The sequence below is a fragment of the Leptospira hartskeerlii genome (assembly GCF_002811475.1).
In the GTDB taxonomy this organism is placed as follows: Bacteria; Spirochaetota; Leptospiria; order Leptospirales; family Leptospiraceae; genus Leptospira_B; species Leptospira_B hartskeerlii.
Genome location: NZ_NPDL01000003.1, coordinates 92,105 through 118,458, shown reverse-complemented (window position 1 = coordinate 118,458; position 26,354 = coordinate 92,105). Strand labels below are relative to the sequence as shown.

Genomic DNA, 26,354 nt, shown 5'->3' with positions numbered 1-26,354 from the left:
CTCCAATGATGAAAGAATTAAGAGATAAACTTTCTTCCTTTCCTCCGGGAGAATTCAGATCCGTCTACAAATCTTCTTTGCCTGATATCGCAAAGGCAGGATTACTGAATGCGTTAAAAGACGGCGGATTCAGAACATTTCACGAAAAGTTAATATTCATTCCTTCTTTTCCTCATGGTATAGGGGTGGGAGTAGGGTTGATGGCCCAGACAAATGTGGCCGGAAAGATCTTAAAATTAGTTCTTGGTTCGGAAGTAGGAGCCTCGACCAACCCAGAATCTAAAAAATTAGCATTGGAGCTTCAGGATCGTTTGGTAAACGGTCTCGGGATCTTGGGACTGGGAGTAAGTGAACCTGGGTGGATGGGGAAACTCACCAATCTAAAATCCACGGCAAAAGTACTTCCGAGCGGAGAAATTGAATTAAACTTTCATAAAGGATTCGTGACCAATGGTGCTGACGCTGAAGGTTACTTGGTAGTAGCCAAGGAAGAAGATCTAAATCGTTTCGGCGTATTTTTCGTCCCGAGAGATTTCCCAGGTTTAAAAGTAGAAGAAGTTTATTTGGATGTTGCTAGAGAAGCCACTCATTGTAAGATCACAGGCGAAAATTTCAAAGTACCTTCTCATTATCAGTTTATTGAAGATTATTCTAAATTAGGCTCCGATATCCATCTATCCGAAATGTTGTCTGCAGCGGTTCTATTCTGCGGAGCCATTCGCAAAATAGTATCCGATTTAAGCCAAGGAAGTGAATCCAGAGAAAGATTTGCAGTTTTAGGAAAACTCTGGGACTTAAGCGGCCTTTTGTATGGAAAGTGTTTGGAGATCTCCGACAAAAAAGATAAGGATCCGAACTATAAAATCGAAGAAGATCATCCTTACGGATACGAAGCCATTTTGGATGAATGTATCTCGATCTTAGAATCCATTCCAAACTTCGATTATAAAAAAGAATATCCTGATATAGGATTATTCTGCACAATCCATCCTGCTAGAAGTCCTGTCTATATCAAGAACAGACTTAAACAATCCAAGAGCTGGAGAAAATTCGGAAATCTTTAATGATGATTTGCCGGATGATCGTGAGTATGGTGATGATGTCCCCATTCTTCCGAATCGATATCATGTAGAGTTTTTGCAATGATCCCATCGATTATATGAGTGGTAGAAGGATCTTCCAATTGCAGATAGATCTGCTCGAACTTCCATTCTCCTCTCAAAAGTTCGTAAGCTTCTTGGACGATCTTTTTAGGATCAGATCCTTTAGCGATCTGGACTCTAAATGCACAAGCATGGATCCCTTTTGTTAGAGTCCAAGTATGAGCGGAAAGAAGGGACTCTGCTCCTTTAATATGTAATAGATCTTTTTGTAAATGATCCCATTCATCAAATGTTGGAGAAGATTCCAGAAGGATCATAAGACTTTCCTTCAAGATCACAATGGCCGCTCTTAGTATGAAAATAGAAAGAACCAGACTGAGTAATGGATCGATCCAGGTCCAAGCAAATAGACGGATTAAAATTGCACCCACTAAAACCGCGACTGTGCCAAACAGATCATTTAATACATGAAGGTATGCTGTTCTTAGATTGATATTGTTTGCGGAAATTCTTTTTAAAAGCCAAACAGAGATCAGATTTAAACCGATGGTTCCCAAACTGAAAACCAACATGGATTCGGTAACAATTTCTTCCTGATGACGAAATCGTTGCACCGCTTCGTATATGATAAAAATCGAAATTCCGGAGATCAAAACGGAATTTAAGAATGCAGCAAATACTTCTACTCTAAAGAATCCGAAGTTCATTTTTGCATTCGGTTTTTTATCAGAGACTAAAACTGCAAATATACTCAATAAAAATGCAAAAGAATCCGAGATCACATGTCCGGCATCCGCAAGAAGTGCGAGACTTTTACTTTGAGCGGAACCGAATATTTCCCAGGAGAAGATCCCGATAGAAAGAAAGAATGCAAAAACTAAACTACGCAATGCATCTTTTCTTTTGGGGCGAAGGATCGCCTGTCTCCCAAAAGGTTCGAAATTAGAAGATGAGTGAGGATCCTTTTCCAAAATCGAAAGAAGCCTTAGTGACTCTTGCCGCTTTGCGGTTCTAAAACGATATCTACTCTTCTGTTCAAGGAACGATTTTCAGGAGTATCATTTGAAACGATAGGCTGGTGTTCCCCATAACCTGCTACGGAGAAGTTCCTTGCATCTAAGTTTTTACTCTCTAACAAAAATCGAACCACTGAAAGTGCTCTTTCTGTAGATAACTGCCAGTTATCGTTAAACTTTTTAGTACGTATCGGAATATTATCCGTGTGGCCTTCCACAATGATGAGGTTGCCCGGATACTTGACCAAAATTTCTTTGATCTTGTCCAAAGCAGGAAAGATCTGCTTTTTCAATTCTGCGGAACCGGAATCGAAGGAGATCTGATCGTCAATATTGATGACTAGTCTATTATGAAAACGTTTTACTCGGATCTGCCCTTTAGCTATCTCGCCTGAAAGTTTAGATTCTAATTCGGTTGCTTGCTCCGCCAAACGATTTAGTTCTCTTTTTTGGTCCTCGTTCAAGTTCTTGAGTTTGGAAAGATTATCTTCCAGCTCTTTGATCCTTGCTTCCAAGCCTGCAATTTTGGACTCATATTCTCTTTTGAGCTCGTCCATTTTTCGGATGCAACCGAGTCTTTCTTTCTCTAACTCGGACTTTAGTTCGGAAATTAGATCTTGGTATTTTTTGGATTGTTTTTCGTTCTCTTCAATGAGTTCTTTTTCTTTATTTCCGCTTTTTGCTTTTAGAAGAGCGATCTGATTTTCCAGGGCACGGATCAGTTCTGCGGCGAGTTCCCTGTCCTTTTCTCTGAAGGATTTTTCGCCTGCGAGTTGTTCTTCTAGATTCTGGATCCTTGCGTCCAGACTGAGTTTTTCTTTTTTAGCGTTTTCTGTCTCGTTCCTGTAGCGGAGTCTGAGAGAATCTAACTCGATTCTGAGCGTTGCGTTCTCATTATAGAGTTTATTGTATTCCCAAGGGAAATAAAATGCGTCCGAAAATATCGGCAAAGAAAATAGAATTAGAAGAACTGGAGTAAGTCGGAAAAAAAAAGGGTTCATAGTCAGATAAGGGAAACTTTGTTCTATTCTAAGCCTGAGACCCCCCAGTCAAATGAAAAACTCTTGCGCCAAAATTCAGGAAATTCATTGAACCGATAAATTCCGTCAGGATTCTGTCATAGGGGGAAGAACGCAAAATGGACGAGACAAATAGCACTAAGGAAACTTCTTCCCTGAAGGCAAATCCACAGTCTGCGGATTGGATGGGTTCCTTCCTCGAAAAGATCGAAAATAAGGACAATAAGTTCCTACTCAGTTTCACTTCTTCCAATCACCCGGCGGATATCGCCGAAGTCCTGGAAAAGCTGGATATTGACGAAGCTTTCTATATATTTAAACTCTGCGATTCTGAACAACAGTCCGAAATCTTAGTCGAGTTCGACGAGGATCTACAGGCAGATTTGATCTCCCGTCTGAATATGAAGGAGATCTCGCCTATCGTCGAAAATCTGGAACCGGACGACGTTACAAATCTGATCTCTGAAATCCCTAAGGCGAAAGCAGAGGAAATTTTGAATTCCTTGGATCGGGAAGATTCTTCTCAAATCCGAAAACAGCTAAATTTTAGGGAATATACCGCCGGTCGTTTGATGACGACCGAATTTGCTTCCGCATACGAGACGGACACAGTTAGAAAAGCGATCATCAAATTGAGAAGAGTCGCCAAAGAGACGGATGATATCTATCTTCTCTATGTAACCGACGCGGAGAATCATCTAAAAGGATTTATCAAACTTAAAGATCTATTCCTTGCGCCTCTCAATCAGAAGGCGAGTAAGCTTGTAAAAGAAGAAGTATTCTCCATTCATTATGATACGGACCAGGAAGAAGTAGCTAAAATATTCCGAAAATACGACTTAGTTTCCGCTGCAGTAGTAGACGATCTGGATCGGATCATCGGCAGGATCACTGTAGACGATATTTTGGATATCGTTCAGGAAGAAGCTTCCGAAGACATTTTGAGGATGGGGGGAGTTTCGGAAGAAGAAAGATTGAACACTTCCATCTGGGATTCTATCCGAAGAAGATTGACCTGGCTCGTGATCAATTTGGGAACCGCAGTCATTGCTGCTTCCACTGTTGCGCTTTTCCAAGACACGATCCAATCTTTTGTATTACTTGCGAGTCTTATGCCAATCGTCGCCGGGATGGGGGGAAATGCGGGTACACAGTCCATCACCGTGGTAGTTCGAAATATCGCCACAGGAGATTTGAGCCAATCAAATTGGACGGTAGGTTTTAGGAAAGAAAGCATCATTGGACTTATCAACGGGCTCACCATCGGCGCGATAACAGGACTTGTCGTATTTTTTTATACTGGAAAACTTGCACTTGCGATTGTTATCTTTTTGGCGATGCTTGCAAATCTAATCGTAGCAGCCATTGTAGGAGCTTGTATCCCTATGCTACTAAAAGTGGTTGGGATAGATCCCGCAATTGCCTCTTCCATATTTGTAACAACTACCACGGACGTGTTCGGCTTCTTCTGTTTCTTGGGGCTTGCCACACTGTTCTTGCAATATTTGGTATAGTTGGAATATTTCGGATAAAATTATAAATTTCCTTGGATAGGAGAAGCCAATGTTTCATGTTTCGGTTTTCCGAACTTTTTTAGCCGGTTTTGCGGTTCTATATTGTTTATCATTTATTTCTTGTATTAGCACCGGGGGCGCTACCTCCCACACACCAGAAACTCCAAAGGGAGAAGTTCTCCCAAACCCGGCAGGAGACAGCGAAGAGATCATAGACGAAGAAGGTAGAGAGGTGAAGATCAGCACTACTGACCCTATTTCCTTCCAAAGCCAATCCAAAGATAGTTCCGAATATTTCAGGGTCCACATTACAAGCGAGTCCTACCAGGTTCGCCAGATCAGAGGATCCAAGTATATTCGTAGAAAAGTAGATAAGGGCGGAGACGCACTCATCAGTGAAGAATTAGTTAAATATAATAGGATTAATTTTAACGACGACGGGATCATCTTAGTGATCCTAAACGGAAATACTGGTGCCGTAGAAACAATCCGTTTTAATACTAGAGTTCCTCGAATTAACAACCTTGCCAAAATTATCCAGAATGATGTTACGCGCTGGTCTATGGAACATTCGGAAGAGAAGCCGGTGGTTACTAAATATCAAATTCATTATACTATTAAGCTGGAAAATAAATCCAACACGACTAGAGATACAGTGAAAGAAGAACTCAGGGGTGAGGTCAAGAAGAGGTAATTTCCCTCTTTCACTTCTTAATTTCTTAACTGTTGTTTCTAAATTTTTAGAAACAAGGATTTACCTATGAAGGCAATTGTATATGAAAAGTATGGATCTTCTGATGTACTTCAATATAAGGAAGTTCAAAAACCTGCTCCTAAGGATAATGAGATCCTTGTAAAGGTAAGAGTCGCTTCTGTGAATGCTGCTGATTGGCGTATGATGAAAGCGGATCCTTTTCTTGTCCGGTTTTACGCAGGTCTTTTTAAACCTAAAAAAATTTCAATCTTAGGTGCGGATGTTGCCGGAACTGTAGAAGCTATTGGAAGAAACATTACACAATTCCGTCCGGGTGATGAAGTGTTGGGAGATGTTTTTGCAAGTGGCTTTGGAGCCTTTGCAGAATACAAATGCGGTAAAGAAGATGAGTTTGTTTTGAAACCGTCTAATATTTCCTTCGAGGATGCAGCGGCCTTACCTTTAGCTGGAATGACTGCTTTGCATTCTTTAAGAGATTTCGGTAAGATAGAAGCAGGACAAAAAGTTCTGATAAACGGAGCATCTGGTGGTGTAGGAACATTCGCTATACAACTTGCGAAATATTTCGGGGCAGAAGTAACGGCTGTTTGTAGCACTTCTAAAATAGCACAGGCTATATCTCTTGGAGCCGACCACGTAATCGATTATATGAAGGAAGACTTCATCCAAAGCGAAAAAAAATACGATCTAATCGTCGGTGTAAATGGATATCGTTCACTTTCGGAATACAAGAGTGCTTTAAATCCGAAAGGTAAATACGTTATGGCCGGCGGTGGAACAGCTCAGTTATTCCAAGCCTTACTTTTGGGACCGTTCATTTCACTAATTGGTGATAAAAAGATAATCGCTGCTTCTTCTCAACCGAATCAAAAGGACCTTCTATTTTTATCAGACCTACTGAAATCAGGAAAAATCAAATCCGTAATTGATAGACGCTACAAATTGGAAGAAGTTCCACAAGCAATCCAATACGTTGAAGAAGGTCACGCTAGTGGCAAAGTAATTATTACAGTAAAGCCATGATCTTTGCTGATTGATTAGAAAAACATAAAGGAACTGTGAATGAAAAGAATTTTGAAGATGATTGGGACAACAATCATCCTTTTACCAGTATTGGGTATCGGATTTTTATACTTTAAATTTCCGAACGCGGAGCCAGCACCTGAAATTTCCGCGGGAAGTAGTCCCGAACGTTTACAAAGAGGGAAGTATCTCGCGAATCATGTATCCGCCTGTATGGATTGCCATTCGATTCGAGACTGGTCAAAATTTTCAGGTCCATTAATCCCGGAAACAATGGGAGAAGGTGGAGAAGTTTTTGATCAAAAGCTTGGATTTCCGGGCTCCTTTATTGCGCCGAATATTACTCCAAGCGCACTGGATCGTTGGACAGATGGAGAAATTTTAAGAGCGATTTCCAGCGGGATCAATAAAGAAGGAAATCCATTATTTCCAGTTATGCCTCACCCGGCATACGGACAGATGGACCAGGAAGATCTAATTTCCATCGTTGCTTACTTAAGAAGTCTAGATCCGATTGAAAAAAAGAATCCTAACTCTAAATCGGATTTTCCATTCAACTTGATATTAAGGACAATTCCTAATCCCGCGAAATTCGGCAAACTTCCAGACAGACAAGATAAAGTGGCTTACGGAAAATATCTATTTATAGCGGCTGCATGCACAGAGTGCCATACGAAGCAGGATAAAGGGAAGCCAATTGCAGGTATGGAACTTGCCGGAGGGTTTGAATTTCCTTTAGGGAACGGAACTAAAGTTATTTCCGCAAATATCACTCCGGATAAGGAGACAGGACTGGGTAATTGGACTGAGGCTCAATTTATCAAAAAGTTTAAAAGTATGGAGCTTCCTAAATATAAACCTCACTCAATAAAAGAGGGAGAATTCCAAACAATCATGCCTTGGACAATGTATGCAGGGATGACGGAAGAAGATTTGGCTGCCATGTTCGCTTATTTGCAAACTGTGCCGGCTATTCAAAATAAAATTACAAACTAAGTTCGCTTGGCTAAGAAGAAGGGAGGGATTTTCTCCCTTCTTCCGAACAGGTCGGCCTTAGGTCTTCGAAGGTTCAAAAATCCCTCTTTCGATAGAGATACCAAGTCTCTGCAACATTCCAGGCATATCGAAACCTTCTCTCTGGTAGGATGATTGCACTTCTTTTTTTGCATTAGAAATTGCTTCTTCATTTTCCCAAATTGCTACGGTCACAAATTGAAATTCGTTCGGGCCATTTTCGCGGATATATGCTGAATCCTGAATAAAACCGGGAAGGTCTTTAATCAAGTTTCGATTTACCTTGACTCGGTTGAAAAATTCTTCCTCCGCTTTTTTGGGAACTGTGAATGTATCTATCAAAACTTTTTGCATTTTGTTCTCCTTTTGGTGCTAGGATACTCTATCCAGAGAACTAAAAATTGTAAAAATTCAGGATTTTACCAATATGGGGTGGAAAGTTTAAAAAAGTGTTTAGGAGTTTCGTTCGTAAAAGTTTTGAAGTCTTTGATAAAATGCGCTTGGTCGAAATATCCGGCTTCTTGAGCAACTTCTGTCAAAGTGATCTGAGAAGAATAAGAATCTATAATATTCCTCATTCTTACCAAGTTGGAAAATTGTTTAGGGCTGGTTCCGATCATTTCTCTAAATCTTTTTTCATAAGAATCTCTGCTGATCGGCAATCCTTTCAATAAGTCCCCGATTTTTAGATTTCCCTTAGACTTTCTGATCCTAATGATAGAATTTAGAATTAGATCGTCTTCTTTAGATCCTCTCCATTCTGAGATGAGGAAATTTTCCACTATAGAGATTTTTTCCGGATTCGTTTTTGTTTGAAAAAGTTTTTCTTCAGTTTCCGACACCTTTTTCGGAGAGATCAAATGATCTAGTGAAATGTTCAATTCAAATAGAGTATGAATTGGTTCTCTAATAAAACTTGCGGCTCCACCTTCTTTAAAAATCACTAATAGAGTAGAGGCTTTCGGAGAATATTCGATCAGCCTAGGAAAACGGCGTAAACCTGTAATTCCGGAGCTAGGAAGAATACGTTCTCGATTTTCTTCCTTATGAGAAATACTTCCGTTGATCCTAAAGGAAATTACCAAAGAAGACCCGGGTAGGATCTTATTTTGCATTCCACTTTCACTTTCAATGATCAGGAATTGGCGGATATACGGTTGTAAATTCTTTCTAGGTAAAAATGTCTCAACTTTCATGAGAGGATTCTTGCAAGTATATTGTTTATTCTTCCGAAACTCTCAAGCAAAAAACCGGATCTTCCTGATCTCCCAAACAAGACCGGAGATCAGCCCTAATCCAATAGAGTAAAATACCCAAGCCAATTCGATTTTATGAAAACCGAATAGCCTAAGACTGAATTCGAATTGGAAACTTGCAATTAGCGCTGCAGCCGCCAAAAAGAAGATCCAGAATACACTGGAATGCAAGGACCGCAAGATGGAGACAAATCCACCTTTGTGAGTTAAATTCGTAAGCATCAAACTGAAATTGGATACGACGAGAAAGATAAAACCGAAAGATCTAATTTCATTTTCTCTAATGCCTTTTTCCTTCATCCAGAAATACAAAGCAAGTAAGGAAATCAGAACGATTGCACCTTGAGCAAATGACAGAAGGAAACGAGGAATGGTCATTAGACTAGAATTCTTCCTTCTTGGACTGGAATAACGATCTCCTTTTTCCAAATCCAATGATTCGAAAACGATGGAGCATGTAGGATCTATAATCAACTCTAAGACTAAAATATGCGCGGGAAAGAAGAAGATAGGGTCACCCGTAAAAGCAGGCAATAAGGACATTCCTATGATCGGGATATGAACGGATACAATGTAAGAAATACTCTTTTGTATATTCTCATAGATCCTTCTTCCTAAAAATACGGACTTTACTATGGAGGAAAAATTATCATCCAACAATACTAGATCCGAAGCTTCTCTTGCTACATCTGTTCCTCTTTTCCCCATGGAGATCCCGATATGAGCCGCTTGTAGGGCGAGGGCGTCGTTTACCCCATCTCCAGTCATTGCGACAATTTCTCCCTTCTTTTGAAATGCTCTGACTATCTTTAATTTCTGAGCGGGTTTGATCCTGGAAAAAATTCCTACCGAATCTAATTTAGAATCCAACTCTTCTTCCGTAAGTTTTTCCAACTCGTCGCCGGTTATGCTCTCCTTGTGATCTTCTAATCCTATCTTGGAAGCTACAGCCTTTGCAGTTCCCGCATGATCTCCTGTGATGATGATAACTCTGATCCCTGCTTGGATACATTCCGATACGGAAGAAGGTACAGTTTCTCTAATAGGATCTTCCAATAAGACCAGACCTAAAAATTCGAATTCTAGATCGTGTTGGTTTTCGGGAAGAGAAGAATTTACGATCCTGGATCTTGCCACTCCGATCGCTCTGTATCCTTGTAAAGAGTAACTTTCAGTGATCTTCTCCCAAGCCTCGGTCTTCTCTTTTGAAAAATGGCAAAGATCGAATATCGCTTCCGGAGCACCTTTGGTGCCTATCACGAATGTTCCAGGTTCTTCCGAATTCCATGCGTAGCTGAGTGCGAGTAGCTTAGGAGAAAGTGGATATTCCTTTTCTAATGTCCAATCCGCATGAAGATGTTCCGTATCGTATAAAAGTTTAATACCTAATTCTCGGATCGCCTTTTCCATTGGATCAAAAGGATCCTTTTTAGATGCAAGAATTGAGAATTCCAATAGTAGATGAAATTCTTCAGCGACTTCCGGAGTTTTAAATTCGAATAAACTGTTCTCTCCGGAAGAAACTAAACCTTTCACTTTCATTTGGTTTTCGGTTAAGGTTCCTGTTTTATCTACGCATAATACTGTCGCTGCGCCGAGGGACTCTATGGAGTTCAACTTTCTCGTCAAAACACCACTTTTGGAAATTCTCCAGGCCCCTAATGAAAAGAAGATGCTGAGAACTACCGGTATCTCTTCCGGTAATACTGCCATTAGGAATGTTAGAGCAGCTAAGATTGCATGCATCCAATTTCCGTTACGTATTCCTAAGCCATATATTAAAAAAAATGAAATTACTAAGGCTCCCAAAAAGAAGAATGTAGTGAATCTTTTTGCTTCTTTTTGGAGGGGACTTTCCGATTCGGAAATTTCTCCCATTTCCTTTCCAATAGAGCCTATTGAGGTGAGGTCGCCGGTAAATAATACTTTAAAGATGCCTTCTCCTGAAACGATCTTTGTTCCAGAATACACCTTTTGGAAATCAGAATATGGTCCTTGGTTGTTTAGATCTGTTTCTTCCTTTAGAACAGGGATGGATTCTCCAGTTAAAAGAGATTCGTCCGAATGTAGATTTAATCCATCTACCAAATATCCGTCGGCAGGGACCTTATCTCCTTCCGATAAAAAGACAAGATCACCCGGAACAAGTAGTGCAGAATCGATTTCTATCTTTCTTCCTTCTCGGATCACCTTAGCTTTTAATGGAGAAAGTTTTCGAAGAGACTCCAGAGCTTTTTCGGATTTATTCTTCTGGTAGATGGTGAGAGAAATAACCGCGATCACTGCAATAGAAAGTGTTATCGCTTCTTCTAAATCCCCGAGCAAGGCGTAGATGAAACCGCAGGCCAAGAGTAGGGAAAGCATCGGCTCTTCGAGGATAGAAAGACTGATCCTCCAGAAGGATGTTTTTTTTAGTTTGGATTCATTTGGTCCGAACTTTTGGAGAAGTTCGGACGCTTCTTGAGAACTTAAACCTTTGTAAAGAATCTCCGCTATTGGGGGCATAGATATAGAATAACTATGATCCGATTTTTTATGGCAAGATCTTTCTTACCAAAGTGGAATAACGGTAGATCTTAAGATTTTTTGGAGTGGGTCCGAGTATTCCAACCGAATAAGGAATAAATTGGACACCAACCTACGATTCCTGTTGCCAGGATTACAAAACCAACTGCAAAAATCGCAAGTTTATATAAATCTTCTATATAGAAAGCCCAGGTAATCAAAGAAGTACCTAAGATTACTCGAAAAGCTCTGTCCCAAAAATTAGAATTTATAAATTTCATATTGAACACCTATTGACTGTATCTTTGTTGGAAATATTCTTCCATTTTAAGTCTTTGTCAATAATTGGACGGATACAGTTCCGTTTAGGCGAGCTGATAAATATCAAAGGTATCATGAAAATCGATCGTTATATTATTAAAACCATAATGAAAACATCTATTGAGTATGTATTCATTATATCTTTAGGAATACTTCTCATCTTTTTGGATGAAATCGAATTTGCAGGTTTGGAGATCAAATATCTGATCCTGATATTGGCCGGTTTTAAATCTTCTTATTTCTTTATCAAGGGTTTCAGAAGGATATCCGAATTTTCCGGATTAGATCTAAAATATTATGAATTTCTGGTATTCATCGCGTTCAATATTAGCGTAATCGTTCTATCTTTCGGGTTTGATTTCCTTTGTATTTATAAAACTGATCTGAGTTCATTTTCCGGAATTCCCCAGAACTTAGGTTATCCTTCCTTATTTTTTAAATTTGTATATTTCAGTCTGATGATCTTTACCAATATAGGGATTATCAAAATTGTCCCGGAAAGTACAGAGGCGGAGATCCTCGTAATTTTCGAAGCAATTCTATCCTTTATCACGATCATTTTTATTCTTTCCGATTTTTTAAGTCTGAAAGAGTCTTTGAGCGGTTCCAGTTCTAAGAAGGGAGATCTCAGCTAAAGTGAGCCTAAAATTCATTTTTACAATTTCGATCCTTCTGAAATACATGTAAAAGCTTTATGAAAAAAATCCTGATTACCGGTGGAGCCGGATACATTGGCTCCCATATGAATAAATATCTCCATAAATTAGGTGTGGATACTGTAGTATTCGATAATCTTTCCAACGGCCATGAGAAAGCAGTTAAGTGGGGAAAATTTTTCAAAGGAGATCTTTTAAATAAAGCGGACCTGGATCGTGTATTTTCAGAACACGAATTCGAAGCAGTCATTCATTTTGCTGCATTAGCATATGTGGGAGAGTCGGTTACTGATCCCCAGAAATATTATATAAACAATGTGATGGGTACACTTCAACTTTTAGAAGCGATGAAGAATCATGGGGTCAAATACTTCATCTTTTCTTCTACTTGCGCTACTTACGGGGCCGTTACGGAAGTTCCGATCTTAGAGACTACTCCTCAAGATCCGATCAATCCTTATGGTCAATCCAAGTTGATGATCGAAAAAATTCTAGCGGACTATTCGCGTGCATACGATTTAAAGTTCGTTGCACTTCGTTATTTTAATGCTTCCGGTTCCGATCTAGATATCGGTGAAGAGCATGATCCGGAAACTCATCTTCTTCCGATCGTGATCGAAAAAGCATTAGGAAAAAGAGATTCACTCACAGTAAACGGAAATGATTACGATACGCAAGACGGGACTGCAGTTCGAGATTATATTCATGTGATGGATCTTGCCCAGGCTCATTATCTTGGATTGGAATATCTGAAAGAAGGCGGAGTATCCGACTTCTTCAATCTTGGAACAGGACAAGGATTTTCAATTTTAGAAATTATTAAAACAGTGGAGAAGGTCTCCGGGGTGCAAATCCCTTACAAGATCGGTCCCAGAAGAGAAGGCGATCCTGCTAAATTAATCGCAGATAATACTAAGGCAAAAAAGATCTTAGGCTGGGATCCGAAATTTGCAAAAATAGAAGATATAGTTTCCAGCGCCTGGGAATTTCACAAAAACCATTCTCATTAAAAAGAAAAGCCTTCTTCCCAGATTGGAGAAGAAGGCTGAAAGATCGGTAATAGTGATTACATTTCTGCTGTTTCGTTCTCTTCTATGATGGACCAAGCACCGGTAATCTTATTCAATTTATATTTATAAGTTAACTGCTTTCCGCAGGTGCTTACACTTCTACTTAGATTACGGCTCCTTAATACTGTTCCGTTCAACTTCAGATCTATATCCAAAGAGGTTCCGAAACAATTCGAGTTATACAATTCCACTGTGAACTCATGTTCTGAACCAACACTCATTGCATTATTCAGATTGATCTCAGGCCCTGTATAAACATCTGCTTCCGGATTCGTAGAGAAGAATTCTTGTCCGTCCATTAGGAAACGAACCTTATCATCCACCTTTCCAAGCTTTGCAGTGAATACCTGAGGATTTTCTGAATAAGTAGCCTCACAGTCTCTTTGGTCATACACTGTGGTATAACTCATCTTAGCTACGGATCTGTCTTTCAGATAGTTCAAAGTGTAAGCGATCGGCACTCCAGGGTTTGCAGCGGAATAATTTGCGGCCTCAGGATTCGCCAAAAAATTGCGAATAGCTTGGTACATACTTCCTGGAGTAGCAGAATCAGCAGCGCTGATCGGAGCTAAAGCTAAACCTGCATTTCCACCTCTTACGAAGTAGGCAATTCTAGTTCTGTCTAAGACCTGCTCATGAGTGACTGAAACTTCTCCGCCGATCGGCGGAACAGGAGAAACGGCAGAAAGAATTCCAGGATCCCAGGCAACTTCCAATGCAGTCTTAACTTGTAGTGCAGTGTATTCCGATTCCAAAAGAAAATATACGGCTCTTCCATAAGACACTTTAGAAACATATAATGGAGGATTGTTTGCGGCAATCTGTCCTTCCGGATCTTGAAAGTTAGCCCCGTCTCTAAAAACCGAAGTAGAAAGAGTAGGATCTTCGAAGTTTACGTCGTAGAACTTCTGAGTGAACTTCATCAAAATATAGTTCTTTTTGCCCAAATTATCGATCCCAAGACTGACCTTCAGGCCAACATCGGAGAAACGAGCATCTAATCCAAGATTGAATAAAAGATGATTTTCGTTATAAACTTGTTCTACACTAAAGGAAGCATCTGCCGCAGTTCCTACAACATCTGTGGATAGAATATCTTGTATCCCTTGTTGTATATTAGATGCGCTGATCTGAGCTAATTCCTTAGAGTAGACTGCATTAGGAGAAAGTTTTAAACCTGTAAGGAAAATTTTACCACCGGATCTTGGGATGGTAACTGGAGTATAACCTCCCGCTTCCAAAAACTTACCTTGTAATAGCGCTCCTGGATAAAGCACCTCAGAGCCTTGGTTTAAAATTGCCCGGTCTACGAGACTTCTTACCTCGGAAGCTCCCCACTTAGTAGTGGTGCAAGAATAATGACCGGTCTTAGAATCCGGAACCGGGATACCAGCCGGGAAAGGAGTAATAGCTTCCTTACTGGAAGAAGAAAGAGCCTGTCCGTAGGAAGGTTCCGTATATAATTCGCCTGCATCTGCGATTTTAAATGCCCCAGGTCCGGTTTCTTCCACTTGTTTAGAACCGCCTAAAAGACCTAATAAGCCGCTTAAGTTGGATTTATTTGGGGAACAACTCACCAAGTAGCCCGCGGTTAAAGCTACAGCTACAGAAGGTTTGATCCAATTTTTCACTATCTTCATTCTTTTAAAATACCTTGTTTCTATTTCAGTGCCTACAGATTTATCTGCCCAAATTTTTGTAGCAAGCGCTAAAATAAAATCATGATATTTTTATTTATTATTAAAACATAATATATAAGGAGAATGCAAAACGGAATGTAAGTCTTCTTAATGTAAAGTAAGAGATGGTTTGGAATATAAGTAAAATTTAAGCGCTTATTTTTGGGAGTGGTTTGTAAGGTAGATTTGATGAAATAGTGGGAAAGAAAAGTAGAAGGTCAATAACCTGCGGACCTTCTACCTGCGAAGCAGATAAAGAAGATCCGCGATAGTATATTATTTTTTTATAAAGGTGAGGAAATGTTCCACTTCATTTTTGGAACCAACCACGAATGTGGTCCTTTCATGAAGTTCTTCCGGCTCCAGATCTAGAATTCTTTTACCTTCTACTGTTACCGCCATTCCACCAGCTTGTTCAGCAAGGAGTGCCATAGGAGCAACTTCGTATAAAAGTCTAAGTTTTCCTTTAGGATATTTGGAAGATTTTGTATCGTTCGGATACAAGAAAATCCCGCCTTTTAATAGGTTTCTGTGGAAGTCCGCTACGAGAGAACCGATATAACGCAAAGATTGAGGCTTACGTCCGCCTTCGATCGATTTAATGTTTCGGATATAATTCTTCACTTCATCCGACCAATAATCATAGTTTCCTTCATTGATAGAATAGATCCCCCCTGACTCAGGCATTTTCATTTCTGGGTGAGAAAGTATAAATTCTCCGCAAGATGGATCCAATGTAAAACCGGAGACTCCCTTTCCAACACAAAGCACGAGCATAGTAGAAGATCCGTAAACGATATATCCTGCTGCTCTTTGTTTAGATCCTTTTTGTAAAAGGTCTTCCTTGGTTCCAGGAGTTCCTTGAGGAGAAGTCCTTAAATGGACCGAAAAAATAGTACCTATGGAAACGTTCGCATCAATATTAGAAGAACCATCCAATGGATCGATAGCAATCGTATATTTCCCTATCTTATAGCCTGTTGGGATTGTAATAACATCTTCTTGTTCTTCACTTCCCATTACACATAAGTGTCCGCAACGGGTAAGTGTATGAGTAAAAATTTTGTCCGCGTATTCGTCCAGTTTCATGACTGTTTCGCCCTGGACATTCGTTTGATCCGTTGCTCCTAAAATGTTTTCTAAAAGACCTGCTTTTCTTACTTCTCTGGAAACAACTTTTGCGGCGTATACGAGATGGCTCATGAGTGCCGTAAAATCCCCTGTGGCCTGGGGAAGTTTGAGCTGTTCCTCGATCAAATATTGGGAAAGACTCATTAATTGGGTAGGGTGGGCGCTCACGGCGTGTTCTCCTTTTTGCTTTTAAGCTATACCGGATATAAAATCGCTCCTGGGCAGCTTGACAAGCCTGAAAAAATCGGTTTTTAGAGGGATATCCGTCGATATTTCTAAGAGAGATGGAAACAGCGAATCAGAAGCAGCCTATCCCGGACGTGTTTGAAGAATTTACGAACCAATTTTTACGTGACGTTAAAAATTCACTCAGTACAGAAATGGTTCTAACTCATTTTTATTTCCAGGATCTTTCCCAGTATTTTAAATTACTCGGAGAACAAAAGTCAGGCGAAATATTAGAAGAATTAAAATCTGTTATCCAGGCCCATCTTCGTCCGTACGATAAATTGTACGTTTTAAATTCCAGATCTTTCTTAACTTTTTGTCCCGATTGCAGATTGGATATTGTAAAAAGCAGATTCGACGAAGTCATCTTCCAGGTAAATCATCTGATCATTGACTATGAGATTAAATTTCTAGAATTCACTGAACCTTTGGATTCCTTCCAACCGGTTTACGAAAAGCTCCTCAAAGCACATTTCTGAAATTTCAGTAGGAACTGTTTCGCGCAAATGACACGGAAATGTACGTATCAAATGTGTATCTGACTCGGTGTTCTCTGTGGCCTCCGTGCGAAAATAAATTAAACCTCTCCTAAAAAAACTCTATCGAGAAAATGAACAGTTGTACCGTAAATTGAAACGTATTGGGGGAGAAGATGAAAGACAGGGCGAAACAATTTAAGGACACCTTGGAACGTTATATCAACTATCGAGGGATTGATATCATTCTCACTCTAAAAGATGGAACCGTGATCGAGCTTGATAAAAATAGAAAAATGAAAGGCGACGTGGTGATCAAAAACGGTGACCTGGGAATCGAAGCAGAAATCGAAATTTCCTCCATCCAAAAAGCGGATTTTTTTGCAGCGTAAGCCATTCTTTAGTTCTTGTCCGACCTAATTTTCTAGACTACAATTCTTCCCCGCGAGCGGGAGGAATTATGGAAGCGATAGGATTGATCTTCTTGGCCGGTTTTGCCGGAACCATTTGTATGTCTCTTTCCATGTGGTCCATTCATTACGCAGGATCCGTAAATGCAGATATGATCCGAGCCGTAGGAAGCTTTTTCACAAAGGATATGAGTAAGGCCCTAATTCCTGGGATAATTACTCATCTTATCGTTGGGCTCATATTTGCATTTCCATATGCGTTCCTAATCAGTCTGGCTCCTCATATTTTGATCGCTTCGATTGTGACGGGAGGAGCAGTGGGATTCTTCCATGGATATTTGGTGGGCTTTCTTTTAGTGGTATTAGTTGCCAGAAACCATCCTTTAGAACAGTTTAGAGAAGCCGGGATCAGCGTTGCGGCTGCTCACGTTTTTGGACACTTGATTTACGGAGTGGGTATTGGAGTCATACTTGGTCTATATGGGTATGCCTGGACATCCATTTTGACCATGTAAGGTCATTTTGGCGTTTTCCCTTCTTTTAGTCTGAAAATCGGCCAAATGACCTTGACTTCCAGCCCGGTCAACAGAAATTAGTAAATACGGGGTACTTTGTCCCCAGACTCCGGACCTCTGTTATTTCAGTGGTCGGTATCGTTTTTTTGCGATATTGTTTATCCGGCCCTAAAACAATCCAAACAGGAGAAATCCACCGAATGGTAGGAATCATTGTAAAGGAAGGCGAGTCCATCGAATCCGCTCTCAAACGTTTTAAGAGAGATTGCGCTAACGCCGGAATCATGAGCGAGATCAAAAGACGTGAATTCTACGAAAAGCCTAGCATCAAAAAGAAAAAGGCTCTAGAATCCGCAAAACGCAAATTAGAAAAGAAAAAACGTCTCTTCTCCCGTAAAGACCGCGGTTAATTCCCGGTCTTAGGTTCCTAAGAGATAGGGGAACGGGCATGTCCCTGCAATTAAAAATTAATACCGACCTGAAAGAGGCCATGAAAGCAAAACAGGAGCCTCTTCTCTCCACCTTACGCCTACTCAAGGCTGATATCCAATATGAGCTTACGAAAAACGGAGCTCAGGAATTAAATGATGAACAAGTCATCGTCTTGATCAAACGTAGTTATGCTAAACGTACTGATGCAATCCAGATGTATGAAAAAGCAAATCGCAATGATCTCGCAGATAAAGAAAAGGGTGAAGCTGAAATCTTAAAATCATATCTTCCGCCTGATGTGCCCGAAGATCAAATCATCGCCGCTGTAGAAAAATTTGTCATAGAACTCGGAGCTTCCGGTCCCAAAGACATAGGAAAGGTTATGGGAAAAGTTATGGCTGAGTTTAAAGGCGCGAACATAGACGGATCAAAGGTTTCTGCGATCGTAAAATCTAAACTTTCCTAAGCGGGTATATCTTGCATTTCCAAAGGGAATTTATCGACCGTATTCGTAGGGAAGTTCCCATCGAAAGTTATATAAGTCGATTTGTGCCCTTACAAAAAAGAGGGAGAAACATGGTGGGCCTATGTCCATTCCACCAAGAGAAATCTCCTTCTTTCAACGTATCAGTAGATAAACAATTCTATCATTGTTTTGGATGTAAAGCATCCGGAGATCTATTTCAATTCGTAATGAGTTACGAAAGAGTGGATTTCCAAAGAGCGAAAGAAATTCTTTCAGAATATTCAGGAATTCCGATCCAGGAAAAAGCGAAAGAAGAAGTAGAAAGAACGGAAACTTTATACAAAGTAAATAAGAAGGCTCTTCTATTTTTCCAAGAAAATTTGCGGGGACCGCAAGGTTTGGCTGCGAGAGATTATTTGAATTCTCGAGGTCTCGGAGACGAGATCCAAAAATCTTTTCAACTTGGTTATGCCCCAGGCGGATTTAATCATTTAACCGGAAAAGTTTTTAATACTAAGGACGAAATTAAGGCAGCTCTTGAAGTCGGCCTCATCCGCGAATCTGAAAAAGGAAAAGAACCTTATGATTTTTTCAGAGATCGGATCATGTTCCCTGTTTTTGATCTTTCTGGCAGAGTAATCGCATTTTCAGGAAGGATTTTAGGCCCGGGAAAAGAGTCTAAATATGTGAACAGTCCCGCTTCTTCCATATTTGATAAAGGAAGAACGTTTTATCATCTTCACCAAGCAAAAGAATCCATCCAAAAGTCCAGGACCTCGATTTTAGTGGAGGGATATTTGGATGTGATAGGTCTCGTAGATAAGGGCCTGGAAAATACAGTTGCGTGTATGGGAACCGCTGTGACTGAAAATCATATCCGTACCATGAAGAAATTTTCAGACAAATTCCTTCTGGTTTTGGATGGGGATTCTGCAGGAAGAAAGGGTGCGTTGCATGCTGCGGAACTTTGCCTGAAAGAAGGCCTGGATTGTTTTGTTATATTACTACCGGAAGGAAAAGACCCTTTCGATCTTTCTAAGGAATTGAACCGCCAAGAATTACATGAACTTTTAGAGAACCAGATCCCTGCGTCTTCTTTTGTGGTTGAGGAACTTTTGGATAAAGCGGATTCTCGCGCTCTTCCTGAAAAGAAAAGAAGAGCCTTGGACAATCTGTATCAATTTCTGAAAGGGTTCAATCGGGACTCAGACAAGGAGTTTTTTCTGGGTCTCGGGGCAAGAAGGCTCGGGATCAGTATGGACGCAGTTTTGCGAGATTATAAGGGCGGAGGAGCCAAGTTTGCCAACCCTAAGTCCGATAATAATAAGGATAAATCCGCCAAACGTGTATCAGGCCCAAGTCCCGCCGAAAAATGTGAAAGAGAGATCATTGCCTTGCTTGTGAAGGCTAATCATTTATTCCGTTTTTCCGAAGAATTATCCGGGTTGGAATTCTTGGACTCTAAAAGTGCGTTTTTATGGGACTTTATATATACGAGATACGCAAGCGAAGAAGAAGTTTCTCCAGCTTCCGTTATTTCCTCCGAGATCCCGAACGAATTTAAAGAGTCCATAGCTCCTTTTCTGATCTCGGAAGCGGATATGAGTCCTGAAGATTCCGTGAAGGTGTTTAAAGGATTATTAAATCAACAAAAACTTTTCGTGATCGATAAGAGAATGGAAGAGTTGGATTCGGGTTCACCTATGGATGATCCCGAACATTTTACAAAACTGGCATATTATAAGACTGAGAAAGCAAAATTATTGGAATTTATCCGTAATGAAAACTCGGGCGTAAGATAGATAGGGGACCGCAGAATGGAAAATCTACAAAGCATGCCGGAAGTGCAGAAGATCATCGCGATAGGAAAGGCGAATAGCGAAATTTCCTACGATGAGATCAACGAAATACTTCCGGATAAGATCTTAAACTCGGAGAAGATTGATGATGTATTCACTCTTCTTCACGAGATGGGAATAGAGATCGTAGAAGAATATACTAGGAAATCTTTGGAGCCGGCTACTTCTATCCTGCCTAAAGATGATCCGGCTCTTCCGGTAAAACCAGCCCGCAAAAAGAAAGAAACCGCTTCTTCTGCAGGTGGTTCGGAAGATCCAATCCGTCTTTATCTAAAAGAGATCGGAAAGGTGAACTTGATCTCCGGAGAAACGGAAGTATTCCTAGCTAAAAAAATAGAGAAGGGCGAGAAGATCATAGAAGAAACTATCTTAGGTTCTTCTATCCTTAGAGCAAACTTCATCAAACTTCTTCCTAAGATCCGCAGTAAAAAGACTAAAGTGTATGATCTTGTTCGAGTAGACAAGATGTACGCGATGAATGCGGAAGAAGCAAAGAAGTTAGAAGAACTTTTCTTCAAGAACATCTCCGTCATCCAGGAACAGGAAAAAGTTTTACAAGAAGCTCAATCCAGGATCCGCAAATATTCCGAGAACTCTAAAAAGTTCAAAGAGTTCAAAGAGAAAATAGATATCTCTAAAGGTATCATCGACACCGCGGTTCGCGAGCTGGGAGTTTCTCAAAAAGAGATCCAAAAGATTTCCCAAAAGATCAAATCTATGGTCTTCAGGATCAAGGAGATCGATCGTCATTTCTTAAAGATCAAAGCTCAGTATGGTTACGACGTTAAGGATATTAAAGCGTTCAACCGTTTCATCGAGAAGAATGAAAAGTTAGAAGATATCGAAAAGATGATGGGAGTCTCTATAGACGAGGTTCGCGAAGTCATTAAAGATATTCGTAATAATGAGCGTAAACTTCGCCGTATGGAACAAGAAGCTGGTTCTTCTGTCCAAGAGATCAAGGACTGGGGCGAAAAGATCATCAAGGGTGAGAGAGAGATCGCGCAGGCCAAAAAAGAACTCGTAAAAGCAAACCTAAGACTCGTGGTTTCCATCGCAAAACGTTATGCAAACCGAGGAATGCATTTCTTCGATTTGATCCAAGAGGGAAATATCGGTCTTATCAAGGCGGTGGATAAATTCGAGTATAAGAAAGGATATAAATTCTCCACTTATGCTACTTGGTGGATCCGCCAAGCGATCACTCGTGCGATTTCAGACCAAGCAAGAACGATCCGTGTTCCTGTTCACATGATAGAACAAGTGAACAAAGTGATCCGTGAAACTCGTTTATTCGTTCAAGAATTTGGTCGAGATCCTTCCAATGAAGAAATTGCAGAACGTTTAGGCTGGCCTGTACAAAAAGTAAAAGCTGTTAAGAACGTAGCAAGAGAACCAATCTCTCTCGAGATCCCAGTCGGTTCCGAAGAAGATTCGGAACTCGGAGACTTTATCGAAGACAAGGATGTGGAATCTCCAGTGAATTCTGCGGCTTCCAGTATTCTAGCGGAACAGATCAGACAGGTTTTACATACTCTTCCTGCAAGGGAACAGAAAGTGATCCGTATGCGTTTCGGTTTGGACGACGGTTATCCTCAAACCTTGGAAGAGGTCGGTTATCAATTTAAGGTAACTCGAGAAAGGATCCGTCAGATCGAAGCAAAAGCACTTCGAAGGCTACGTCACCCATCTCGTTCTAAAAAACTGAGAGACTACATCGATTAAGAGACGAGAGAGTTTTGCACGCAAAGCCGCAAAGTTTAGAAGGTTATTTCAGAAATTTCGAAACAATATCTTCTTATCTTTGCGCCTTTGCGATAGACTTTATTTCTTAGCTTTACCGTCGTAGGTTGCTTGGAGAGATTCGATCAGCTCGAGTGCCTCTGATTCTTTTTCCTTTCTTTGCGCTTCTTTCCAACCTAATAATTTAGCCAAGACCTGAGAAACCGGTTTTGCCAGTTTTGTCGCTAATTTCAAATCCAGGAACTGGATCCTGAATCTTCTTGCGAGAACGTCCGTGACTGTGAGTGCAAATTCTTCTTTTGCGAACCATTCTACTTCTTCTTGGAAGTATTCCAAACCAGCGATCAGTTTAGTCGGCTTTTTGCCTAGGATGATGAAAACTTCTCCGCCATAAAAGTTTTGGAGACGTTTTGCAGATACCTCACTAACCTTATACATTTTCTGGATTTCTTGGTATAAGTTCTCCGAATAGCCGACTTTTCCAGGGAAAGCATACGTTGCAGTTCTACTAGAGCCGAATTCTTCTTGCCCACCTTCTTTCAAGACTCTATCGATCAGGTCTTCCGCCATCTTTCTGTAAGTGGACCATTTTCCTCCTCCCATTGTGATGAGCCCGGAAGAAGAAACTAAGATCACTTCTTCTCTAGAAATACTTTTTGTATCTTGGTTTCCTTCCGGAGAGATGAGAGGTCGGATGCCTGAGAATACGGAGATGATATCTTTTCTTTGTAGAGGTTTGGTTAAATAATCTGAACCTGTTTGCAGTAGGAACTCCACCTCCGATTCCAAAGGAAGAGGATCTTGTGTCACTTCATGGATAGGAGTGTCGGTTGTTCCTAAGATCACATGGTCTTCCCAAGGAATGATGAATACTACGCGCCCGTCCTTTGTTTTAGGAATGATGAGAGCCGTATTACAAGGAATGGTTTCTTTATTGAAAACCAAATGAATACCTTGGCTGGGAGAAAGTACGCGGTAGGTTCTTGGATCGTCCTTCAGACGAACATCATCCACCCAAGGTCCGGTTGCGTTCACAACGACTTTTGCTTTTACGTTATAGGTTTCGCCACTGATCAGATCTTTTACCTTTCCACCTATAAGTTTGCCGTCCTTCCTTTGGAAAGATAGAAGTTCTGTTTGATTCAGCACGAGAGCTCCTTCTTTGGATGCCGCACGAGCCAGGTTCACGTTCAGCCTTGCGTCGTTGAATTGAGAATCGTAATATAAGATCCCGCCGGTCAGACCTTTGCTTTGGAGAGCTGGAAAATCCTTTTCAACTTCTTCTTTAGAAACTCTTTTGTGAGAAGGCAAATTTCCTTTCCAAGCCAGGATATCGTACATGGTCATTCCAATACTGTAATACGGTTTTTCGTAAAGTTTGTATGTGGGAAGAATGAATGGCAATGGTTTGACAAGGTGAGGCGCATTTTCCAGAAGTCTTTGCCTTTCGGTCAATGCCTCATGGATCAGTTTAAAATGGAATTGCGCGAGGTAACGTACCCCTCCGTGGATTAGTTTTGTGGAACGAGAAGATGTTCCTGCGGAAAAATCCGATTTTTCTAAGAGTGCAACCTTGAGCCCTCTTAGGCTAGCGTCCAGGGCTGCCCCAGCTCCAGTGGCTCCTCCACCCAAAATCAGGAGGTCGAATTGTTCTTCTTTTAATTTTTCAAACCGGCTTTTGCGATCGTGTTTTTGCATGTACAAGGTCTTCCTGCTTTACAGGGTGATTTCGCCGGGTGAAATTGCAATAAAAGAGCCAAATGGAACCTAAAAAACAAATCGAATTGATACGACGCGGGACTGTCGACCTGATCAGCGAAGAGGAACTTACCTCCAAACTTACTAAAAAAAAGTCCTTAAAAATCAAAGCCGGTTTCGACCCGACAGCTCCGGACCTTCACCTGGGGCATTTCGTTTTACTTAGAAAATTAAGGCATTTCCAGGATTTGGGCCATGAGGTGAATTTCCTTCTCGGGGATTTTACCGCAATGATCGGAGATCCAACAGGAAAGTCTGAAACCAGAAAAAGACTCTCTAAAGAAGAAGTTCTTAAAAATTCGGAGACCTACCAAAACCAAGTTTTCAAGGTTTTGGATAAGGAGAAGACCAAGATTGTCTATAATTCCCGTTGGTGTTCCGGGATGAATTTCGAAGATGTTCTTGTACTTACCTCAAAATACAGTGTGGCCCAAATTTTAGAAAGGGACGATTTCAGTAAAAGATACAAAGGGGGACAGCCGATCTCTCTTATCGAATTCTTATATCCTCTTGTACAAGGTTACGACTCCGTAGAAATGGAAGCTGACGTGGAATTGGGAGGAACAGACCAAAAATTCAACCTTCTCGTGGGTAGAGAATTACAAAGAGAATACGGAAAAGAGGCGCAATGTGTGATCACTCTTCCTCTTTTAGTCGGTTTGGATGGGGTCAAAAAAATGTCCAAATCCCTCGGAAATTACGTGGGGATTACGGAAGAGCCAATCGACATGTTCGGAAAACTCATGTCAATTTCGGACGAGCTAATGTGGAATTATTTCGAATTGCTTACGGATCTTCCCATGGAATCGGTTTCTGAACGTAAAAAAGGAATCGAGTCCGGAGGACTTCACCCTAAAGAAGTCAAAACGGAACTTGCGAAATTAATAATGGACCAATTCTCTTCTTCGGAAACGAATTCAGAAGCGATCGAGGAATGGAATAAGGTCCATAACCCTAAGGCAAGAGCCATCCCTGAAAATATTCAGGAAACAAAATTAGGTCCCGAATTTTTCCAAGAATCCGAAACTCCTCAGCTAATCTGGGTCCTCGCCAAACTTGGATTTGTTCCTTCTACCTCCGAAGCGAGAAGGCTCATCAAGTCGGGGGGGATTTATGTCGACGAGGAGAAACTTTCGGATGAAAAATTTACCGTAAGTAAAAACGCAGAATACTTGATTCGCCAAGGCAAAAAAGGAAAATTCATCCGTCTGGTCAGTTGACCGAAATCAGAACATGCTCAGCGAAGAAGAATCCACAGTACTTTCCAAGACGATCAAGGAAATCCAGGACAACGAAGTAGAGTCCGAAGTCCTAGAAAAAAAATTTCGTCAGATCCGGATCGGTTCCTCCGTATTCTTTTTCCTGATCCTGGCTATTACCACAGTTTTTGCATTGGCAAGAAGGTTAGATTCTCTCCAGAGCACCGTTCAAAAACAAAGCGAAGTCATATCCGTTCTTTCTGAAGACATCACAAGTTTACGATTAGAAGAGCAACAAAGAGAAGAAGAAGTTCTACGTTTTAAATCATCGATCTTGGACGATGTTCCGGACGGCGATTTAAGTGAAGAGGTTAACAAAAACTTAAGTTCTTTACAAGCGGTAGTTCCTAATCCTGGAATTGGTAAAAATATCAGCAGAGGAAATCCGAACTTTAAGGAAATTTCTCTTACTTTCGATCTGGGCACAGGCGAAGATCTACAAATACTTTATGAATTTATGATGAGGTTCCCGATCAAGGTGACCTTATTTGTTTCTAATGAAAATCCTGCTAAAAAAGGCGGATCTCTATTTTCTAAAACCAATTTGGTGTATCTCAAAAAATTAGCTGCCCTAGATGGAAGAGTAATTTTTGGGAATCATACCTGGAGCCATTTCAATTTACCTAGAAGTTTAAAAGAGCCTTCTCTTAGAAAAAGGGCACTTCTAAGTTATGTAGCAGATGAGATTCCTGACTTTAATACTCTTTTGGAAGAGCTGACATCTGTAGAAGATAAATTCAAAACAATTACAGGACTTACACTTACCAAGTATTATAGATTACCTTACGGTGCTGTAGATCCGATCATCTTAGATGTATTTGCTACCCAAGGTTACGAAAATCATATTTTCTGGAGTAATAATACTGTAGGTTCTTTGGATGTACCTGACTTCGTGTATAAGAAGTACATCACCAAAAAAGACCCTGCGACTGGAAAAACGAAATTAGTACAAAATCCTCATTATAAGACAAAAGAGGAGATGTTGGATTTTTTATATCGCTGGGAAGCATCCGACAAAAATGGAATGAATGGTGCGATCATTTTGATGCACTTGGGTTCACCTAGACAATCTGAAAAATTGATCTACATTCTTCCTGATTTTATCCAGGCTATGTTAAACAAAGGTTATAGATTTGTAACCGTTCCGGAGATATTGAACGAAAAGCAGGATTGATTCCCGCTTTTC

General features: G+C 40.6%; 25 protein-coding genes. 16 read left to right on the top strand and 9 right to left on the bottom strand.

Going from position 1 to position 26,354, the window contains the following annotated elements; genetic code table 11:
• The first annotated feature begins 5 nt into the window (after positions 1-5).
• Entirely contained in the window at positions 6-1,064 is a 1,059-nt protein-coding gene (locus tag CH352_RS05935; protein ID WP_100705909.1) for an acyl-CoA dehydrogenase family protein, read from the top strand.
• Here the strand turns inward: CH352_RS05935 and CH352_RS05930 are convergent.
• Positions 1,061-2,074 carry a cation diffusion facilitator family transporter gene (locus CH352_RS05930; protein WP_100705908.1) on the bottom strand — a complete coding sequence of 338 codons (1,014 nt, stop codon included), beginning with the start codon at positions 2,072-2,074 and terminating at the stop codon, positions 1,061-1,063. The genes CH352_RS05935 and CH352_RS05930 overlap by 4 nt on opposite strands.
• Positions 2,075-2,088: 14 nt before the next feature.
• Complete coding sequence (locus CH352_RS05925) at positions 2,089-3,120, bottom strand: OmpA/MotB family protein (RefSeq protein WP_100705907.1); 1,032 nt, start codon at positions 3,118-3,120, stop codon at positions 2,089-2,091.
• Positions 3,121-3,257: 137 nt separating this feature from the next.
• Here CH352_RS05925 and mgtE point away from each other — a divergent pair, with 137 nt between their 5' ends.
• The 4 genes from mgtE (at position 3,258) to CH352_RS05905 (ending at position 7,386) form a co-directional block, all read left to right on the top strand.
• Complete coding sequence (gene mgtE / locus CH352_RS05920; protein ID WP_100705906.1) at positions 3,258-4,652, top strand: magnesium transporter; 1,395 nt, start codon at positions 3,258-3,260, stop codon at positions 4,650-4,652.
• Between the two features lie 49 nt (positions 4,653-4,701).
• The gene (locus CH352_RS05915; protein ID WP_100705905.1) at positions 4,702-5,346 is read left to right on the top strand and encodes an LA_2219 family laminin/E-cadherin/plasminogen-binding protein; all 645 of its coding nucleotides are present in this window, start codon (positions 4,702-4,704) and stop codon (positions 5,344-5,346) included.
• A 66-nt stretch (positions 5,347-5,412) separates the two neighbouring features.
• The gene (locus CH352_RS05910; protein ID WP_100705904.1) at positions 5,413-6,390 is read left to right on the top strand and encodes an NAD(P)-dependent alcohol dehydrogenase; all 978 of its coding nucleotides are present in this window, start codon (positions 5,413-5,415) and stop codon (positions 6,388-6,390) included.
• Between the two features lie 39 nt (positions 6,391-6,429).
• On the top strand, positions 6,430-7,386 hold the full coding sequence (locus CH352_RS05905) for a cytochrome c (RefSeq protein WP_100705903.1): 957 nt from the start codon (positions 6,430-6,432) through the stop codon (positions 7,384-7,386).
• Positions 7,387-7,443: 57 nt separating this feature from the next.
• On the opposite strand, the gene CH352_RS05900 is transcribed toward CH352_RS05905, so the two are convergent.
• The 4 genes from CH352_RS05900 to CH352_RS05885 form a co-directional block, all read right to left on the bottom strand.
• Complete coding sequence (locus CH352_RS05900) at positions 7,444-7,758, bottom strand: antibiotic biosynthesis monooxygenase family protein (RefSeq protein WP_100705902.1); 315 nt, start codon at positions 7,756-7,758, stop codon at positions 7,444-7,446.
• Positions 7,759-7,823: 65 nt separating this feature from the next.
• Positions 7,824-8,600 carry a helix-turn-helix domain-containing protein gene (locus CH352_RS05895; protein ID WP_100705901.1) on the bottom strand — a complete coding sequence of 259 codons (777 nt, stop codon included), beginning with the start codon at positions 8,598-8,600 and terminating at the stop codon, positions 7,824-7,826.
• A 42-nt stretch (positions 8,601-8,642) separates the two neighbouring features.
• Positions 8,643-11,165 carry a cation-translocating P-type ATPase gene (locus tag CH352_RS05890; RefSeq protein WP_100705900.1) on the bottom strand — a complete coding sequence of 841 codons (2,523 nt, stop codon included), beginning with the start codon at positions 11,163-11,165 and terminating at the stop codon, positions 8,643-8,645.
• A gap of 71 nt (positions 11,166-11,236) precedes the next feature.
• Positions 11,237-11,446 (bottom strand): YgaP family membrane protein, encoded by a 210-nt coding sequence (locus CH352_RS05885; protein ID WP_100706245.1) that lies wholly within the window; start codon positions 11,444-11,446, stop codon positions 11,237-11,239.
• A 114-nt stretch (positions 11,447-11,560) separates the two neighbouring features.
• On the opposite strand from CH352_RS05885, the gene CH352_RS05880 reads away from it, so the two are divergent.
• Together CH352_RS05880 and galE are read left to right on the top strand one after the other, a co-directional pair.
• Complete coding sequence (locus tag CH352_RS05880; RefSeq protein WP_100705899.1) at positions 11,561-12,121, top strand: ion transporter; 561 nt, start codon at positions 11,561-11,563, stop codon at positions 12,119-12,121.
• Between the two features lie 59 nt (positions 12,122-12,180).
• Positions 12,181-13,152, top strand: coding sequence for a UDP-glucose 4-epimerase GalE (galE, locus tag CH352_RS05875; RefSeq protein ID WP_100705898.1), 972 nt, complete (start codon positions 12,181-12,183; stop codon positions 13,150-13,152).
• A 56-nt stretch (positions 13,153-13,208) separates the two neighbouring features.
• Here the strand turns inward: galE and CH352_RS05870 are convergent, their stop codons facing one another.
• Both CH352_RS05870 and fbp read right to left on the bottom strand, forming a co-directional pair.
• Complete coding sequence (locus CH352_RS05870; RefSeq protein WP_100705897.1) at positions 13,209-14,852, bottom strand: thiol-activated cytolysin family protein; 1,644 nt, start codon at positions 14,850-14,852, stop codon at positions 13,209-13,211.
• 315 nt (positions 14,853-15,167) lie between these two features.
• Positions 15,168-16,190, bottom strand: coding sequence for a class 1 fructose-bisphosphatase (fbp, locus tag CH352_RS05865; RefSeq protein ID WP_100705896.1), 1,023 nt, complete (start codon positions 16,188-16,190; stop codon positions 15,168-15,170).
• A 116-nt stretch (positions 16,191-16,306) separates the two neighbouring features.
• On the opposite strand from fbp, the gene CH352_RS05860 reads away from it, so the two are divergent.
• The 7 genes from CH352_RS05860 to rpoD all read left to right on the top strand — a co-directional run bounded on the left by CH352_RS05860 (position 16,307) and on the right by rpoD (position 22,133).
• On the top strand, positions 16,307-16,729 hold the full coding sequence (locus CH352_RS05860) for a hypothetical protein (RefSeq protein ID WP_100705895.1): 423 nt from the start codon (positions 16,307-16,309) through the stop codon (positions 16,727-16,729).
• 173 nt (positions 16,730-16,902) lie between these two features.
• Positions 16,903-17,118, top strand: a complete 216-nt coding sequence (locus tag CH352_RS05855; RefSeq protein WP_100705894.1) for a hypothetical protein — start codon at positions 16,903-16,905, stop codon at positions 17,116-17,118.
• A 68-nt stretch (positions 17,119-17,186) separates the two neighbouring features.
• Complete coding sequence (locus tag CH352_RS05850; RefSeq protein ID WP_100705893.1) at positions 17,187-17,651, top strand: hypothetical protein; 465 nt, start codon at positions 17,187-17,189, stop codon at positions 17,649-17,651.
• Positions 17,652-17,851: 200 nt separating this feature from the next.
• On the top strand, positions 17,852-18,061 hold the full coding sequence (gene rpsU, locus CH352_RS05845; RefSeq protein ID WP_008591132.1) for a 30S ribosomal protein S21: 210 nt from the start codon (positions 17,852-17,854) through the stop codon (positions 18,059-18,061).
• 38 nt (positions 18,062-18,099) lie between these two features.
• Positions 18,100-18,549, top strand: a complete 450-nt coding sequence (locus CH352_RS05840) for a GatB/YqeY domain-containing protein (RefSeq protein WP_100705892.1) — start codon at positions 18,100-18,102, stop codon at positions 18,547-18,549.
• Positions 18,550-18,560: 11 nt separating this feature from the next.
• The gene (gene dnaG / locus CH352_RS05835; RefSeq protein WP_100705891.1) at positions 18,561-20,351 is read left to right on the top strand and encodes a DNA primase; all 1,791 of its coding nucleotides are present in this window, start codon (positions 18,561-18,563) and stop codon (positions 20,349-20,351) included.
• Between the two features lie 15 nt (positions 20,352-20,366).
• Positions 20,367-22,133: an RNA polymerase sigma factor RpoD gene (rpoD, locus tag CH352_RS05830; protein WP_086448759.1), complete on the top strand. Its 1,767-nt coding sequence runs from the start codon at positions 20,367-20,369 to the stop codon at positions 22,131-22,133.
• A gap of 99 nt (positions 22,134-22,232) precedes the next feature.
• Here the strand turns inward: rpoD and CH352_RS05825 are convergent, their stop codons facing one another.
• On the bottom strand, positions 22,233-23,849 hold the full coding sequence (locus CH352_RS05825) for a glycerol-3-phosphate dehydrogenase/oxidase (protein ID WP_100705890.1): 1,617 nt from the start codon (positions 23,847-23,849) through the stop codon (positions 22,233-22,235).
• A 62-nt stretch (positions 23,850-23,911) separates the two neighbouring features.
• On the opposite strand from CH352_RS05825, the gene tyrS reads away from it, so the two are divergent.
• Together tyrS and CH352_RS05815 are read left to right on the top strand one after the other, a co-directional pair.
• Entirely contained in the window at positions 23,912-25,129 is a 1,218-nt protein-coding gene (gene tyrS, locus CH352_RS05820) for a tyrosine--tRNA ligase (RefSeq protein ID WP_100705889.1), read from the top strand.
• A gap of 13 nt (positions 25,130-25,142) precedes the next feature.
• Entirely contained in the window at positions 25,143-26,342 is a 1,200-nt protein-coding gene (locus CH352_RS05815) for a polysaccharide deacetylase family protein (RefSeq protein WP_100705888.1), read from the top strand.
• Positions 26,343-26,354: the final 12 nt, after the last annotated feature.

Excerpts from the sequence above, each read along its gene's own strand:
- CH352_RS05815 (WP_100705888.1), top strand. The coding sequence starts at position 25,143 with ATGCTCAGCGAAGAAGAATCCACAGTACTTTCCAAGACGATCAAGGAA.
- CH352_RS05895 (WP_100705901.1), bottom strand. The coding sequence starts at position 8,600 with ATGAAAGTTGAGACATTTTTACCTAGAAAGAATTTACAACCGTATATC.
- CH352_RS05925 (WP_100705907.1), bottom strand. The coding sequence starts at position 3,120 with ATGAACCCTTTTTTTTTCCGACTTACTCCAGTTCTTCTAATTCTATTT.
- CH352_RS05860 (WP_100705895.1), top strand. The coding sequence starts at position 16,307 with ATGGAAACAGCGAATCAGAAGCAGCCTATCCCGGACGTGTTTGAAGAA.
- CH352_RS05900 (WP_100705902.1), bottom strand. The coding sequence starts at position 7,758 with ATGCAAAAAGTTTTGATAGATACATTCACAGTTCCCAAAAAAGCGGAG.
- rpoD (WP_086448759.1), top strand. The coding sequence starts at position 20,367 with ATGGAAAATCTACAAAGCATGCCGGAAGTGCAGAAGATCATCGCGATA.
- galE (WP_100705898.1), top strand. The coding sequence starts at position 12,181 with ATGAAAAAAATCCTGATTACCGGTGGAGCCGGATACATTGGCTCCCAT.
- CH352_RS05825 (WP_100705890.1), bottom strand. The coding sequence starts at position 23,849 with ATGCAAAAACACGATCGCAAAAGCCGGTTTGAAAAATTAAAAGAAGAA.
- rpsU (WP_008591132.1), top strand. The coding sequence starts at position 17,852 with ATGGTAGGAATCATTGTAAAGGAAGGCGAGTCCATCGAATCCGCTCTC.
- CH352_RS05840 (WP_100705892.1), top strand. The coding sequence starts at position 18,100 with ATGTCCCTGCAATTAAAAATTAATACCGACCTGAAAGAGGCCATGAAA.
- CH352_RS05890 (WP_100705900.1), bottom strand. The coding sequence starts at position 11,165 with ATGCCCCCAATAGCGGAGATTCTTTACAAAGGTTTAAGTTCTCAAGAA.
- CH352_RS05870 (WP_100705897.1), bottom strand. The coding sequence starts at position 14,852 with ATGAAGATAGTGAAAAATTGGATCAAACCTTCTGTAGCTGTAGCTTTA.
- CH352_RS05935 (WP_100705909.1), top strand. The coding sequence starts at position 6 with ATGATGAAAGAATTAAGAGATAAACTTTCTTCCTTTCCTCCGGGAGAA.
- CH352_RS05915 (WP_100705905.1), top strand. The coding sequence starts at position 4,702 with ATGTTTCATGTTTCGGTTTTCCGAACTTTTTTAGCCGGTTTTGCGGTT.
- CH352_RS05885 (WP_100706245.1), bottom strand. The coding sequence starts at position 11,446 with ATGAAATTTATAAATTCTAATTTTTGGGACAGAGCTTTTCGAGTAATC.
- CH352_RS05910 (WP_100705904.1), top strand. The coding sequence starts at position 5,413 with ATGAAGGCAATTGTATATGAAAAGTATGGATCTTCTGATGTACTTCAA.
- CH352_RS05850 (WP_100705893.1), top strand. The coding sequence starts at position 17,187 with ATGGAAGCGATAGGATTGATCTTCTTGGCCGGTTTTGCCGGAACCATT.
- CH352_RS05880 (WP_100705899.1), top strand. The coding sequence starts at position 11,561 with ATGAAAATCGATCGTTATATTATTAAAACCATAATGAAAACATCTATT.
- tyrS (WP_100705889.1), top strand. The coding sequence starts at position 23,912 with ATGGAACCTAAAAAACAAATCGAATTGATACGACGCGGGACTGTCGAC.
- CH352_RS05855 (WP_100705894.1), top strand. The coding sequence starts at position 16,903 with ATGAAAGACAGGGCGAAACAATTTAAGGACACCTTGGAACGTTATATC.
- CH352_RS05905 (WP_100705903.1), top strand. The coding sequence starts at position 6,430 with ATGAAAAGAATTTTGAAGATGATTGGGACAACAATCATCCTTTTACCA.
- mgtE (WP_100705906.1), top strand. The coding sequence starts at position 3,258 with ATGGACGAGACAAATAGCACTAAGGAAACTTCTTCCCTGAAGGCAAAT.